At 71.6% G+C, this 13,868-nt stretch carries 14 protein-coding genes; 8 read left to right on the top strand and 6 right to left on the bottom strand.

The window, feature by feature from the left end; genetic code table 11:
- Positions 1-11: 11 nt before the first annotated feature.
- Entirely contained in the window at positions 12-1,034 is a 1,023-nt protein-coding gene (locus tag ACZ6QQ_RS31135) for a sensor histidine kinase (RefSeq protein WP_465881149.1), read from the bottom strand.
- Complete coding sequence (locus ACZ6QQ_RS31130) at positions 1,027-1,722, bottom strand: response regulator transcription factor (protein WP_465881148.1); 696 nt, start codon at positions 1,720-1,722, stop codon at positions 1,027-1,029. Before ACZ6QQ_RS31130 ends, ACZ6QQ_RS31135 begins: the two co-directional genes overlap by 8 nt.
- A gap of 161 nt (positions 1,723-1,883) precedes the next feature.
- On the opposite strand from ACZ6QQ_RS31130, the gene ACZ6QQ_RS31125 reads away from it, so the two are divergent.
- On the top strand, positions 1,884-2,963 hold the full coding sequence (locus ACZ6QQ_RS31125; RefSeq protein ID WP_465881147.1) for an NAD-dependent epimerase/dehydratase family protein: 1,080 nt from the start codon (positions 1,884-1,886) through the stop codon (positions 2,961-2,963).
- On the opposite strand, the gene ACZ6QQ_RS31120 is transcribed toward ACZ6QQ_RS31125, so the two are convergent.
- A complete protein-coding gene (locus ACZ6QQ_RS31120; protein ID WP_465881146.1) occupies positions 2,935-4,299 on the bottom strand; it encodes a hypothetical protein in 1,365 nt (454 codons plus the stop codon). The genes ACZ6QQ_RS31125 and ACZ6QQ_RS31120 overlap by 29 nt on opposite strands.
- A gap of 149 nt (positions 4,300-4,448) precedes the next feature.
- Here ACZ6QQ_RS31120 and ACZ6QQ_RS31115 point away from each other — a divergent pair, with 149 nt between their 5' ends.
- Genes ACZ6QQ_RS31115 through ACZ6QQ_RS31095 form a run of 5 tightly spaced genes read left to right on the top strand, consistent with a single transcriptional unit; the run spans position 4,449 to position 8,197 of the window.
- Entirely contained in the window at positions 4,449-5,126 is a 678-nt protein-coding gene (locus tag ACZ6QQ_RS31115) for a glycosyltransferase family 2 protein (protein ID WP_465881145.1), read from the top strand.
- A complete protein-coding gene (locus tag ACZ6QQ_RS31110) occupies positions 5,123-5,803 on the top strand; it encodes a TIGR04282 family arsenosugar biosynthesis glycosyltransferase (protein WP_465881144.1) in 681 nt (226 codons plus the stop codon). Before ACZ6QQ_RS31115 ends, ACZ6QQ_RS31110 begins: the two co-directional genes overlap by 4 nt.
- The gene (locus ACZ6QQ_RS31105; RefSeq protein WP_465881143.1) at positions 5,800-6,513 is read left to right on the top strand and encodes a class I SAM-dependent methyltransferase; all 714 of its coding nucleotides are present in this window, start codon (positions 5,800-5,802) and stop codon (positions 6,511-6,513) included. The genes ACZ6QQ_RS31110 and ACZ6QQ_RS31105 overlap by 4 nt, the downstream gene beginning before the upstream one ends.
- Positions 6,510-7,667, top strand: a complete 1,158-nt coding sequence (locus ACZ6QQ_RS31100; protein WP_465881142.1) for a molybdopterin-dependent oxidoreductase — start codon at positions 6,510-6,512, stop codon at positions 7,665-7,667. The genes ACZ6QQ_RS31105 and ACZ6QQ_RS31100 overlap by 4 nt, the downstream gene beginning before the upstream one ends.
- A complete protein-coding gene (locus ACZ6QQ_RS31095) occupies positions 7,664-8,197 on the top strand; it encodes a hypothetical protein (protein ID WP_465881141.1) in 534 nt (177 codons plus the stop codon). The genes ACZ6QQ_RS31100 and ACZ6QQ_RS31095 overlap by 4 nt, the downstream gene beginning before the upstream one ends.
- A 329-nt stretch (positions 8,198-8,526) precedes the next feature.
- Here ACZ6QQ_RS31095 and ACZ6QQ_RS31090 read toward each other — a convergent pair whose 3' ends face one another.
- Together ACZ6QQ_RS31090 and ACZ6QQ_RS31085 are read right to left on the bottom strand one after the other, a co-directional pair.
- Positions 8,527-9,261 (bottom strand): SDR family NAD(P)-dependent oxidoreductase, encoded by a 735-nt coding sequence (locus ACZ6QQ_RS31090; protein WP_465881140.1) that lies wholly within the window; start codon positions 9,259-9,261, stop codon positions 8,527-8,529.
- A gap of 362 nt (positions 9,262-9,623) precedes the next feature.
- Complete coding sequence (locus ACZ6QQ_RS31085) at positions 9,624-10,424, bottom strand: maleylpyruvate isomerase N-terminal domain-containing protein (RefSeq protein ID WP_465881139.1); 801 nt, start codon at positions 10,422-10,424, stop codon at positions 9,624-9,626.
- 139 nt (positions 10,425-10,563) lie between these two features.
- Here ACZ6QQ_RS31085 and ACZ6QQ_RS31080 point away from each other — a divergent pair, with 139 nt between their 5' ends.
- Positions 10,564-11,463 carry a LysR family transcriptional regulator gene (locus tag ACZ6QQ_RS31080; RefSeq protein WP_465881138.1) on the top strand — a complete coding sequence of 300 codons (900 nt, stop codon included), beginning with the start codon at positions 10,564-10,566 and terminating at the stop codon, positions 11,461-11,463.
- Between the two features lie 189 nt (positions 11,464-11,652).
- Here the strand turns inward: ACZ6QQ_RS31080 and ACZ6QQ_RS31075 are convergent, their stop codons facing one another.
- On the bottom strand, positions 11,653-12,249 hold the full coding sequence (locus tag ACZ6QQ_RS31075; RefSeq protein WP_465881137.1) for a TetR/AcrR family transcriptional regulator: 597 nt from the start codon (positions 12,247-12,249) through the stop codon (positions 11,653-11,655).
- 123 nt (positions 12,250-12,372) lie between these two features.
- Here ACZ6QQ_RS31075 and ACZ6QQ_RS31070 point away from each other — a divergent pair, with 123 nt between their 5' ends.
- Positions 12,373-13,572 carry a macrolide family glycosyltransferase gene (locus ACZ6QQ_RS31070; RefSeq protein WP_465881253.1) on the top strand — a complete coding sequence of 400 codons (1,200 nt, stop codon included), beginning with the start codon at positions 12,373-12,375 and terminating at the stop codon, positions 13,570-13,572.
- The last annotated feature ends 296 nt before the right edge of the window (positions 13,573-13,868 follow it).

The raw sequence follows: 13,868 nt of genomic DNA, 5'->3' as shown, positions 1-13,868 counted from the left end.
CGTACGGCTCGTCAGGCAATGGCCAACTGGACCACGAACTGGCAGCCCTCGGCGGTGTTGCGTACCTCGACCCGCCCGCCGTGGGCCTCGACCAGCCCGTGGACGATGGCCAGGCCGAGCCCGCCGGACGCGTAACCGTCGCCGTTGCCCGGTCCAGGAGTGCGGGCCGGCTCACCCCGAAACGCGACGTCGAACAGTCGGGGCAGGTCGGCCGGGGGTATGCCGCCGCAGGTGTCGGCCACCGACAGCCAGGCGTGGTCCCGCTCCCGGCCGGCCTCGATCCGCACCGTTCCGTCTTCCGGGGTGTAGCGGACAGCGTTGAGCAGCAGGTTGGCCACGACCCGGGCCAGTTCCGGTTCGCTCGCGGCGACGGTCGGCCACCCCGACTCGTTGGCGACAAGCTTGATCCGCCGGGCGTCGGCCAACGGGGTGGTGCTGGCCAGCGCGTCCGAGACCACCTCGCCGAGCGATACGGCGCTCAGCGACAGTCGTAGCGCCCCGGCGTTGATCCGGGACAGCTCGAACAGGTCGTCGACGAGACGGGTCATCCGGTCGGTCTCCAGTCGGATCCGGCGGTGGTACTCCTCGACCGTGTCCGGGTCATGGACCACCCGGTCCTCCAGCGCCTCCGCCATCGCCCGGAGTCCCGCAAGTGGGGTACGCAGGTCGTGGGAGACCCAGGCGACCAGGTCACGGCGCCCCTTCTCCAGCTGCCGTTCCCGCTCACGGGCCTGATCACGCCAGATCGCGGCGAGTGCCAGCCGGCGGCCGAAGTGCCCACCGACGGCGAGGCTGACCACCGCTGCCGCCGCGACGGTGATCAGGACCACCTCCAGGTCGTGTGGGGAGAGGAACATCGCCTCCGCGACCGCCAGCACACCGACGGCGACCGCGACGACCGTGGTGGTGAGCAGCACGCTGAGGTGCACGGCGATCGAACTGCGCCGCAGTGCGCGCAGCAGCAGCGCACCGGCGAGTCCGATGGCAAGGGCCGCACCGAGGGAGATCGCGAAGATCAGCAGCAGGTCACGCATCGGCCGGCTCGTACCGGTAGCCGACGCCCCAGACGGTCACGATCCGTCGCGGATCGGCCGGGTTGTCCTCGATCTTCTCCCGTAGCCGGCGTACGTGCACGGTCACGGTCGAATGGTCGCCGAAGTCCCAGCCCCAGACCCGCTCCAGCAGTTCCGCCCGGCTGAACACCCGGGAAGGATGCCGCAGCAGGTGGACGAGCAGGTCGAACTCGCGCAGTGTCAGGGCCAGTTCCGTTCCGGCAAGGCGAGCGGTTCGGGACGCTGTGCGCACCACGAGGCTGCCGTCGGTGAGCGCCTCCGGCCGGTCGGGTAGCGGGTCGCGGCCGGCACGGCGGAGCACCGAACGGACCCGCAGGACCAGTTCCCGAGGCGAGAAGGGCTTGGTCAGATAGTCGTCCGCGCCGAGTTGCAGCCCGAGGATCCGGTCGGACTCGTCGCCGCGCGCGGTGAGCATGATGATCGGTACGCCGTCCGGCCGGGCCCGCAGTTCCCGGCACACCTGCAGGCCGTTGATCCGGGGCAGCATCAGGTCGAGGACAACCAGGTGTGGCGCCTGCTGGGCAACCGCCGCCAGTGCCGCCTCCCCGTCGGAGGCGTGGGTCACCTGGAAGCCGTCGTGTTCGAGGTAACGGCAGATGACGTCGCTGACGGTTCGGTCGTCGTCGACCACCAGCACCCGCTGTGTCACGAACGTCCCCCGTTCCGGCCCGTCGACCTGTCCGCCCGCGTGTCCATCGGCCCAGCGTAGCCAGGCACCGGGGTCCGCCCGAGCCGGCGAAACCTAACGGGGTTCTTACGGCTGCGCCGGCCACCGGGTGTGGGCGTACGCGGGGTCATACGGTGACCGGAATGCGGATACTTGTCACTGGTGCGGCCGGGTTCATCGGCTCACACGTCGCCGACCTGCTCAGCGAACACGGGCACGAGGTGGTGGCCCTGGACGCGTTGCTGCCGGAGGCGCACGGCGCGACGCCACCGCCGTGGGCGCGACGGCACGATCTCGTGGTCGGCGACGTACGCGACACCAAACTGCTGACCCGGCTGCTCGGCGGGATCGACGCGGTCTGTCACCAGGCGGCCATGGTCGGTCACGGCATCGATCCGGCCGACGCCCCCCGGTACGCCGCCCACAACGACCTCGGCACGGCCACTCTGCTCGCGGCGATGCACGCCACCGGGACACGTCGCCTGGTGCTGGCGAGTTCGATGGTGGTCTACGGCGAGGGCCGCTACCACTGCCCGGCACACGGAGTCGTCCGGCCGGCCGGCCGCCGGGCCGCCGACCTGGCCGAGGGCCGGTACGAGCCGACCTGCCCCCGCTGCGACCGAACGCTCGCCCCCGGTCTGGTGCCGGAGGACGCACCGCTGGAACCGCACAGCACGTACGCCGCCACCAAGCTGGCCCAGGAACACCTCGCCGGTGCCTGGGCCCGGCAGACCGGCGGCTCGGTCTGGGCGCTGCGCTACCACAACGTCTACGGTCCGCGGATGCCCCGCGACACCCCGTACGCGGGGGTCGCGTCGATCTTCCGGTCTGCCCTGGCCGCCGGGCAACCGCCCCGGGTCCTGGAGGACGGCCGGCAGCGGCGCGACTTCGTCCACGTGAGCGACATCGCGGCGGCGAACCTGCTGGCGCTGACCACACCGGCACCGGACCCGCTGGTTGCGGTGAACGTCTGCTCGGGCGAGCCGCACACCGTGGGCGAACTCGCCCACGCGTTGGCCGAAGCGATGGGCGGGCCGATGCCGACCGTGGTCGGGGGTGGGCGGGCGGCCGACGTACGGCACGTGGTCGCCGATCCGGCCCGCGCCACCCGGCTGCTCGGTTTCACGGCCCGGACCGGTTTCGTGGCCGGCGTCGCCGACTTCACCACCGCGGTGATGCGGGACCCGGCAACGGTCAGGAAACCGTCCACAGTAGGTGGTTGACGGCGAGCGCGGTCGCCGCCTGGGCCGCCAGCCACCACCGCCGGTGGCTGGTGGGCAGGTGCGCGGTGGCGACCAGCAACCAGACGGCGAACGGTAACCAGATCCGCTCCACCTCGGCCTTGCTGAGCGCGGACAGGTCCGCCGCGAGCACGGCCACCGCCGCCGCGATGGGTAACCACACCGTCGGTCCGGCGGATACGAACCGTTGTCGGAGGGTCGCCGCGACCGCCCGGCGACGGGGTCGGATCGGTACGACGGCCGCCGCCCGCCGCAGCGCCGGCCCGATCACCGGGCCGGCCGAGAGCAGCAGGGCGGCAAGGTTGGCCCAGATCCAGTAGCCGTACGGACGTTCCGCCGCCCAGCCCTGGTAGTAGCGCCGCGCCACCAGGTGGTAGCCGTCCAGCCACCAGAACCCGGACAGGGTGAACAGGGCGACAACCGCCCCCGCCCCCGTCGCCGCGACCAGCGCCACGCCGAGGCGATCCCGGGCCCGGAGCAGCACCACGGTCAACGCGAGCAGCCCGACGAGGACGAACCCGTACGACAGGTAGAGCGCGAAGCCGAGCAGCAGTCCGCCGAGTACGGCCCCGGCCCGGCCACCCACCGCGAGCAGCGCCAGCCCGGCCGCGACCACCGCGGCGAAGATCCCGTCGGCGGACGCGCCCACCCAGACCGCACCCGGGAAGAGGATCAGGAACGGCCAGACCGCCCGAGCGGCGTCCTCGGCGCCGAGGGCCCGCAGCGTCACCGGAACCGACACCGACACGGTCGCTCCGAGCAGCACGCAGGCGAGCCCGGCGGCGGTGCCGCCGCCCAGGCCGATCCGGTCCAGCCAGACGAAGAGCAGCAACGCTCCCGGTGGATGGCCTGCGGTGTGGGTGGACCAGGAGTCGGGCTGGAAGTCGAGAATCCGGCCGGCGAAGCCGGACAGCATCACCCCGACGTCCGTCACCCGGGGCACCTCGTGCAGGTACTCGGCCTGCACGGTCAACCGCTCGGTCAACCCGGCCGACCAGCCGTCGACCAGGGCCAGCGACAGCGTCCAGAGCACCGAGGCGAGATAGCCGCCGACCAGCAGGCGCGGCCAGGACGTGCCGGTCCCCCATCTCGTCCCCCGCCAGACGAACAGCACCGCGACGAGAAGTGCGGCCGGGGTGCCGAGACCCAGATGGGGACCCCAGGCGGCGTAGAGCGGAGCGGCGTCGGCGTAGAGGCGCACTCCCCGATGGTTGAGCAGCACGCCGACGGCGATGGCGGCGGCGAGCAGCACCGCCTCGGCCGCGAGGACGATCGGATCGGCGGACCGGGGGCGTCCCGGCCGGGTCGTCAAGGTCATGATGACGGCCGACGTTACGACCTCCGACCAGGAATCCGACAGCCGAGCGGCGACTACGTCAGGGACTCGTAAGGATCCGCCGCCATGTAAGCGATCCGTAAGACGCAAGAGCCGTCCGGACGGCTCCTGGCGGGCCTAGCGTCCCCGGTATGCGCACAACAATCGACGTGGTGCTGCCCTGCCTGGACGAGGCGGCCGCACTCCCTGCCGTACTGAGCGGTCTGCCGCCCGGTTACCGGGCCGTCGTGGTCGACAACGGCTCCACCGACGGCTCGCCCGAGGTCGCCGCGGCGTACGGTGCCCGGGTCGTCCACGAGCCGAGACGCGGGTACGGCGCCGCCGTACACACCGGCCTGGTGGCGGCCGACGCGGAACTCGTGTGCGTACTCGACGCGGACGGCTCGTTCGACCCGGCCGAGTTGCCCGGGCTCGTCGCGGCGGTGCTCGACGGCCGGGCGGACCTCGCCGTCGGGCGTCGCCGGGCGGTCTCCGCGGATGCCTGGCCGTGGCACGCCCGTACCGGGAACGCGCTGGTCGCCGCACTGCTGCGGCGCCGTGGCGTGCCGGTGTACGACATCAGCCCGATCCGGGTGGCCCGCCGGGCGGCGCTGCTGCGGCTCGGTGTCACCGACCGCGCCTTCGGCTACCCCCTGGAACTACTGCTCCGGGCGGCCGGGGCGGGCTGGCGGATCCACGAGTTCGACGTGGCGTACGCACCGAGGGCCGCCGGCACCCGATCGAAGGTCTCCGGATCGGTCCGGGGCACGTGGCGCGCCACCCGGGACTTCGCCGGAGTGCTGCGCGGTGGCGTCGGCGGCGCCCGGTGAACATCCTGCTGGTGGTCGCGAAGGCACCGGTGCCGGGGCTGGCCAAGACGCGCCTCTGCCCGCCGGCCACCCCCGCCCAGGCCGCCCGGGTCGCGGCGGCGGCACTGCTGGACACCCTCGCGGCCGTTGACGCCACTACGTCGACCACCCCGGTCCTGGCGTACACCGGGCGGCTGGCCGATGCCGAGTACGGCGCGGAGCTGACCGCCGCGCTGGCCGGCTGGCACCTCCTCCCCCAGCGGGGCGACACGTTCGCCGACCGCCTCAGCAACGCGCACGTCGACGCCGGCGCGGCGTTTCCCGGCCGACCGGTACTGCAGATCGGCATGGACACCCCGCAGATCCGGCCCGCTGTGCTCACCGCCGCGCTGGGCCGGCTCGCCGAACGCGAGGCGGTGTTCGGACCGGCGGTCGACGGCGGCTGGTGGGCACTCGGGCTGCGCGATCCCGCGTACGCGAGCGCGTTGCGGGGCGTACCCATGTCAACCCGCGAGACCGGGCGACGGACCCTCGCCGCCCTTCACGGGCGCGGTGTGCACCCGGCGATCCTGCCCGTCCTGACTGATGTCGACGACTGGTCGACGGCGCTGGCGGTCGCGGCCGACCTACCCGGAACCCGGTTCGCGGACGAGGTCGGGTCGGTGGGCCCCCGACTGGTGGGCGGGGGGCGACGGTGAGCGCGGCGATCAATCTCAACGGATTCGATGTCGTACTGGGCGGACTCGACGGGTGGCCCGCCGACCAGGACGAGTTCGATGCGCCGATCGACTCGTCGGCCCCGGCCCGGCTCGCACACTGGCTGGTGCACGCCGACGGACGACGTGACCCCCTACCAGTACGGCGGTGGCACGGCCCGCCCGAACCGGCGATCGAGTCCGTCGCCGCGCGGTGCACCGGACCCACGATCGACCTCGGCTGCGGGCCCGGCCGGCTCACCCTGGCACTCGCCCGGCGCGGCCTGGTCGCACTGGGGGTGGACATCTCCGCCGAGGCGGTACGCCTGACCCGGAACCGGGGTGTGGCGGCCCTGCGACGCGACGTCTTCGACCCACTGCCCGGTGAGGGAAGGTGGGCACACGCCCTGCTCGTCGACGGCAACATCGGCATCGGCGGCGACCCGGTCCGACTGCTCCGCCGGTGCGCCGCACTGATCGCGCCGGACGGAACGCTGGTGGTCGAGGTGCAGCCTCCGGGCGCCGGGCTGTGGAGGGGGCACGCGCACGTCCTGTCCGGACCATCCGGTGACGTCGGACGAGCGGGGCCGGCGTTTCGCTGGGCGCGGGTCGGGGCCGAGGCGGTGGCGCGTACCAGCACCGCCGCCGGCCTGCGGGTCGCCAGCGATTTCCGGTCCGGTCCGCGCTGGTTCGCCGAGTTGGTACGCCGATGATCCGCCGGCCGCGCGTACCCGCCCCCGAGGACTTCACCGCGCCGGCGCACTCACCGCTGGTCGCCGCCCGACTCGGCCTCTGGCTCGGGGTGGCATTCGGGCTGTGCTTCGTCACCGGACTACTGAGTCACTACATCCAACACCCGCCGGGCTGGTTCACCTGGCCGACCCGACCGGTCAACCTCTACCGGATCACCCAGGGCGTCCACGTGCTCTCCGGGGTCGCCGCGATCCCGTTGCTGCTGGCCAAACTGTGGAGCGTCTACCCCCGGCTGTTCACCCGTCCGCCGCTGCGCCAGCCGTTCCGGTTGTCCGGGCACGCGCTCGAACGGCTCTCCATCCTGGTCCTGGTCTGCGCCGCGTTCTTCGAACTCGTCACCGGCCTGTTCAACGTCGCCCAGTCGTACCCGTGGGGGTTCTTCTTCCCCGCCGCGCACTACGCGGTCGCCTGGCTGGCGGTCGGCGCGCTGCTGGTGCACATCGCGGTGAAGCTCCCGGTCGCCCGCGCGGCGCTGACCACGTCACTGCGGCAGACGACCGTCGCCGGGGCCGGGCACGACGACCAGGAGATGTCCGGGCGGCGGGCGTTCCTGCGTACGTCGGCGGGCGCGGCCGGCATCGCCGTGCTCGCCACCGCCGGGGTCACCGTACCGCTCCTGCGCCGGGTGTCCCCGCTGGCCTGGCGCTCCGCCGCCGGGCCGCAAGGGATACCGATCAACCGTACGGCGGCGGCCGCCGGCATCGTCGTACCACCCGACTGGCGGCTGGCGATCGTCTGGCCGGGCGGGCAGCAGACCCTGACCCTGGCCGAGCTGGCAGCCCTGCCACAGCGCACGGCCGAACTGCCGATCGCCTGCGTCGAGGGGTGGAGCGCCTCCGCGCACTGGACCGGAGTGCCCATCGTCGACCTGCTCCGGCGAGCCGGCGCGCCGACCGGCCGCCCGGTCCGGATCTCGTCACTGGAAACCAACGGCCTGTACGCCGCAAGCACACTTCCGGCGGCCCACGCCGGCGACCCGCTGACCCTGCTCGCACTACGGGTCAACGGCGCGGAACTGTCCCCCGACCACGGATACCCCTGCCGCCTCATCGCCCCGAGCCGACCGGGCGTCCTCCAGACCAAGTGGGTCGCCCGGCTGGAGGTGCTGACGTGAGAACCGTCCGACTGCTGCTGCTCGTGCTCGGCGCCGCCGCCGCCGCGTACGGCGGTTGGCTGCTCCTCCCCCAGGTCGGCACCACCCTGCCGTGGCTGATCGGCGGCCCACTGCTGCACGACGCCCTGGTGGCACCGCTGGTCGGGCTGGTCGGACTGGCGCTGCGCCGCCTGGTAACCAACCGGGTACGCCTGACCTGGATCACCGCCGGACTGATGGTCAGCGCGACGCTGGTACTGATCGCGGTGCCCCTGCTCTGGCGACCACCTTCAGCACCGCCGAACCCCGGCCTGCCGGACCGTGACTACCCGCTGGGACTCGCTGCCGCACTGGCCGCTCTCTGGTCCGTCATCCTGATCGTCCTCTCGCCCCTGCCACGCCGGAAGCCACGCACCAACAGACAACCACCCCCGGCGGTGCAGCCTGGCATTCCCGCCGACGACGCCACCCGCACCGGTCGCCACGAGGCCGCACCGTCCACCCCGAGGGTTCCGCCAGCCGGTGCCAACAGTTCCGGTCACGGTCGCTAGCCGGCTCCCGTCAACGGATGGCGGCAGCCTGGCCAGGGAAAAGCTGAGTACGGCCCGACGCCCACGGGCGCGTGGCAAGCCTGGCCGGGACGCCCGCGGGTGGTGGTCCCCGTGGGAGTCCCGGCGCCCGGTCGGATCGCCGTACGTCCGCCGTCGACGTGCACGACGCTGCCGGTCGTGTAGCTGGCCCAGCCGAGGACAGGTAGACGATCGACCCCGGTGCCGCCCTGGTCGCGCCGGAGACCGACATCGTGGGCGTGCCGATGGATGCGGCGGTCGACGTGACGTTGACGATCGCCCAGTGGGGTGGTGTACCGCGGTCGCCTGCGTCAGATGGCGGTCGCGCCGGCGTCGACGTGCAGGGTCGATCCGGTCACGAAGCTCGCCCGTGGTGACGCGAGGAAGAGAATGGCCTCGGCGATCTCGTGGGCGCGCGCGGTCCGGCCCAGCGGCAGGACCTTGGCCAGGTCCTCGATGCTCTCGCCCCATTCGGCGAGGACACCCTCGGTCCGGGTGGGGCCGGGTGCGACGCTGTTGACGCGGATGCCCCTGGGCCCGAACTCGGCGGCCCAGGTACGGGTCAGCGATCCGAGTGCGGCCTTGGTGGCGCTGTAGCCGGAGGCACCGGGCACACCCATCGTCGCGGCCATCGTGGTCACGTTGACGATGCTGCCGCGACCGCGTGCCAGCATCCCCGGCACGAGTTGCGCGACCAGGAAGTACGCCCCGCGAACGTTGGTATCGAACATGCTCTCGAAGGACTGCACGGTCTGCTCGACCGTAGTCGCCACCGGGAAGGCCGCGGCGTTGTTGACGATGATGTCGACCGGTCCCGACTGCTCGACCAGCGACCGGACCGAGTCGAGTTCACCCAGGTCGGCCGGGACGAACCGGACGGTGCCGGGGCCGGTGGCGCCGATCTCCCCGACCGCGCGCCGACCGCGGTCTGTGTCACGGCCGGTGATGACAACGTTGGCACCCTCGCGGACGAACAGGCGGGCGGCCTCCAGGCCGATGCCGGCGGTGCCGCCCGTGACGAGGGCGGTCTGGTTCTCAAGTTCCATCGTATGGTTTCCTTCTGCGGCTCGACGGGTGAACTCGTTCGAGGTTGCGCCAAGGCGCCCACAGCGACGAACGGCAAAGGCGCGACCCGATATAAGCGCAGGTTTTAGCCCCGACATCGGACCACCACTCGCGGAGTTCTGCCGGCAGCGGTTCCCGACCGGCGCGGGCGCCATCACACAGATATTTCTTGCGCAGCAACGCGACGGCCACCGATCAGTTGGCGACAGCAGGTATCAGCAGACCGGTTTCGGCCACATCGAGACCCAGAGGCTCCGCCCCCCACGACGGACCGCCTCTACGCCCACGGCGGCGCCACGAACCCAGAAGCGGCCGGGCCAGCCAGCCTTACGACGCTCGCGGCTCAGAACCCCGGAAAGAGGCGGGTCAGATCGTGGAGCGTCACCGCACCGGTGACCTCGACGCCATCCGTCGCCCGGTGTCGTCCATAGATGAGACGTACCAGCTCATCGGCGGTCGCCACGACCGTGCCGGCCGAGTGGGGACACTGCGCCGGCAGCAACTGGCATTCCGCGCCGAGGTACAGGCTGAACGCCTGGTCCGTATCGGTGAGCCGTACGGCGATTTCCTTCGTACGGAGGCGATCGAGAGTCGCGCCATCGCGAAACCGCGACGTAACGACGTTGATCCGCGACAGCAGGCGGTAGCTTTCGTCAGACGGGATCACGGATCGTTGGTCGAGCGTGACGTCAATATCCCAGGTGTGCACAGACTGCTCGGACAGGCGATATCCGGCGTACTCGCTGAGGGTGAGCGGACCCGAGAAGTAGGGCACCCGCAGCGTCTGTGCCTGGTCCGGGGTGATCGAGCGGAGCAGACTCAGGTGAGCACGATCCGATCGCCGCCACCCGGCGAGTTGCGCCTCCGGAGTCAGGCTGTCCCAGTGCGCCCAGATCTTGAGCAGCTGATCGCGGTGGAGACCGCAGGGCTCACCGCCGAGTCCGCCGGCGACCAGAATCGTGCAGATCTCCGCGGCGCTACCGAGGTGCGAGAGCACCTGGGCGATCGTCCAGCCCCTGGCGAACGAGGGCAGCACAAGTTGCTCGACGGTGAGATCGCCCACCAGTTCCTGAAGACGGGCGGAGGAGGCATCAAGAGCGTCGAGCCACGGGACAGCCTGCTGGAAAAGTGGCGTAGGGGCCATGGTCGGAACGCTCCTCTCGGGTGTCTCAAGGTTCCGGCGTGGCTGCTGCGGGAGCCGAACGGATCCGGCGATGCCGGGTATAAGTAGCGCTTCTACCGTGGTGGCTCGATCGCGCCCGGTCGCGTGATGTGATGGTCGGATGGAGATTCGCGAGCTGCGGGCATTCGTGGCAGTGGTGGAGGAAGGAGCCTTGTCCGGCGCCGCCCGACGTCTGCACCTGAGCCAGTCGGCGCTGACCCAGACGGTGCAGGGACTGGAGCGGCAACTGGGAGTCCAGCTCCTGGTCCGCAGCCACACAGGGGTGAAGCCCACTGCGGCCGGCGAGCTTCTGCTGACCGAGGCCCATGTACTGATCGAACGGCATGATCAGGCGGTGAGGGCTGTCGCCGGCAAGGCCGTGGAGACCCCGACGCTGCTGCGAATCGGCGTCCCGCTCGAACTGCCCGCCGACCTGCTACCGGGCGCGCTGACGAGGATGAGCAGCCTGCACCCACAGACCAGGATCGAGGTGGTGCACTCCTCCAGCCGGGTGCAGATGATCGCACTGCGGGCACGCGAACTCGACGTGGCGCTCGTCCGCGACCGGCCCGCCGATCAGGCCTTCGACGCCGTCCTGGCGGTCAGGGAATCGATGGGGGTGATCCTGTCGGCCTCTCGTGCCAACGAACTGGTCGAAGAGGGCGGCGTGCAGCTTCATCGGCTCGACGGACTGCGTTGGATCGGCTTCCCACGAACGGACTCGCCCGCCTGGTACGACCAGGTGACCGCGACCCTGCGCGGACACGGCATCATCGTGGAAAACCTGTCCGACAACGACGAACGACCGGTTATCGCCGAGGTCAAACTAGCCGCCGTCGGCACCGGGCAGGCCTTCGCGTTCGCGTCACCAGGATGGTCACAACCCCTGCCCGACGGCATGGCACGGTACCCGCTGATCGGTGACCCGATCGTCCGGAAGACGTGGGCCGTATGGATCGCCGCGTCACGCAGACGCGACCTGGGCTCACTCATCGACGCCTTGGACCACTCCGCCGGCTGAGGCGTGTCCGACAAGGGTGTCCGGAGGCGTGGGCACTCGGGGCCCAGGCCCCGGTGCCCGGTGCGGATCGCGCAGTGCCGCCTGGATTTCGGGGCGGTGCTCGCAGTGTTCCGGGACCTCTCCGCCCGGGAGTCTCCACGCGGTCTCATCCATCTCGCGGTCGCCACCTTCGCCGGCGAGGCCCCAGCGTCACCCGCCAGGACGGGTGCCAGGAGGGGTGATGGCGGCGACGGCCAGGTCGACGATGCCGTCGGCGTAGTCGTCGGTCAGTGGGCCGTTGCGGAGTAGCCAGCGGTGGTAAAGCGGGCCGAACAGCAACTCCACCACTTGGTCCAAGGGTGCGTCGGGGCGGACCTGGCCGGCCTCGCGGGCGGCCTCCAGGCGGGCGCGGACCGCGTTCAGCTGGGGACGGAGCAGCCGGTCGCGCACCTGGTCGGCCAACTCCTCGTCGGCGAGTGTCTCGATGGTGATGGCGCGGGTGGTGGCGGACAGCCGTGGATCGGCGAACTCGGCGACCGTGGCCCGCAGGACCTGGCCGAGATCAGCCCGCAGGTCGCCGGTGTCGGGTAAGGCGAGGGTCTCCGGCATGTTGTCGGCGAGCGCGTCCAGGATGACCGCGCCCTTGCCGCGCCACCAGCGGTAGATGGTCTGCTTGCCGACCCCGGCGCGGGCGGCGATCGCCTCGATGGTCACGGCCGAGTAGCCGCTCTCCGTCAACAGCTCCAGGGCGGCGGCGAGGATCGCGCGGCGGGACTGCTCGTTGCGACGGGCGGGCTGTGGAGTCACCCCAACAGCCTACAGCGAGACGCAACGTATCGTCTTGACGTGTCCGGGGTGCCGTGTTGTTCTTGTACGAGACGAAACGTTTCGTCTCCCTGAGCCTCCGGAGGTTCCGTGTCGCACATCGCCATGGTCAGCATTCCGTTCCACGGCCACGTCAACCCGAGCTTGGAGATCATCCGGACCCTCGTGCAGCGCGGACACCGGGTCACGTACGCCAATGCCCCCGCCTTCGCCGAGGTCATCGAGGGCACCGGCGCCGAGCTGAAACCGTACGAATCAACGCTGCCCGGCGACGGTGGCTCCGGAACCGACGACCCGATCGAGCAGCTCACCCTTTTCCTCGACGACGCCATCGCCATGCTGCCGCAGTTGCGGGCCGCCTATGCCGGCGATCGGCCGGATCTGTTCCTCTACGACATCGCCGGCGCGGCGGCTCGGTTACTCGGCGAGCAGTGGAGGATCCCGGCCATCCAGCTGTCCTCGACGTTCGTGGCCTGGGACGGCTACGAGCAGGAGATGGCGCCCGTCGTCGAGGCGATGCGGGCCGATCCGCGCGGCGCCGCCTATTACCAGCGGTTCGAGAAGTGGCTGACCGCGGAGGGTTCGTCGGTCACCGACAGCATGGCGTTCCAGGGCCGGCCGGTGCGCAGCCTCGTTCTGCCGCCGGAGGCGCTCCAGCCGAACGCCGACCGGGTGGACCGGTCCGTCTACAGCTTCGTCGGCCCGGTCCTGGGCGACCGCTCCCACCAGGGTCCCTGGGTCCGTCCGGACAGTGTCGAGAAAGTGCTGCTGGTCTCGCTCGGCTCCGCCTTCACCCGGCAGGCCGAATTTTACCGCCGCTGCATCGCCGCGTTCGGTGAGCTGCCCGGCTGGCACACCGTTCTTCAGATCGGCAGCCACGTCGATCCCGCCGAGCTCGGTCCCGTCCCGCACAGCGTCGAGGTTTCCCCGTGGGTGCCGCAGCTGGCCGTGCTGGAGCAGGCAGACGCCTTCGTCACCCACGCCGGCATGGGCGGCAGCAGCGAAGGCCTTTACTGCGGGACCCCGATGATCGCCGTTCCGCAGGCGGCCGACCAATTCGCGAACGCCGACCAACTGGCCTCGCTCGGCGTCGCCCGGGTCGTCGACTCGGCCACCGTCACCGCCGTGGAGCTCCGCGAGACGCTGCTCGCCCTCACCGCAGACCCCGCCGTGGTGGCCCGCAGCGCCGACCTGAAGCGGCAGGCCCGCGAGGCCGGGGGCGCCGACCGGGCCACCGACCTGATCGAGGCCGAACTCGCTGCGGCGCGCGGCCGTGCCGGGCAGCGTTCCGCGAGCGGCGGGTAACCGCCGTACCTCACGCCCCTGCCCAGCCCCCACTGTCAGGGGCGTGAGGTGGCGCGGTTCGGGACCGGCACCACCCACTCCCGGTGGACTCCCTGACCGTCCGGCTCTGACCCGAAATCCAGCGGTGGGTGAGCAGGCGGCGGCGATCCGGCACAGACAGGAGCGGGCTTTCGAAAGGCCCGGCCGTGGGGGGGGGGGGGGGGGGGGGGGGGGCGGGGGGGGGGGGGGGGGGGGGGGGGGGGGGGGGGCGCTACCTTGGTGGTTTCCTCGCCCCCTGCTTGGGCCATCGCCGAAAG

Source organism: Micromonospora sp. NPDC049529 (assembly GCF_055586685.1).
Note: the sequence above shows the minus strand (reverse complement) of the source record. Positions and strands in the feature narration are given on the sequence as shown.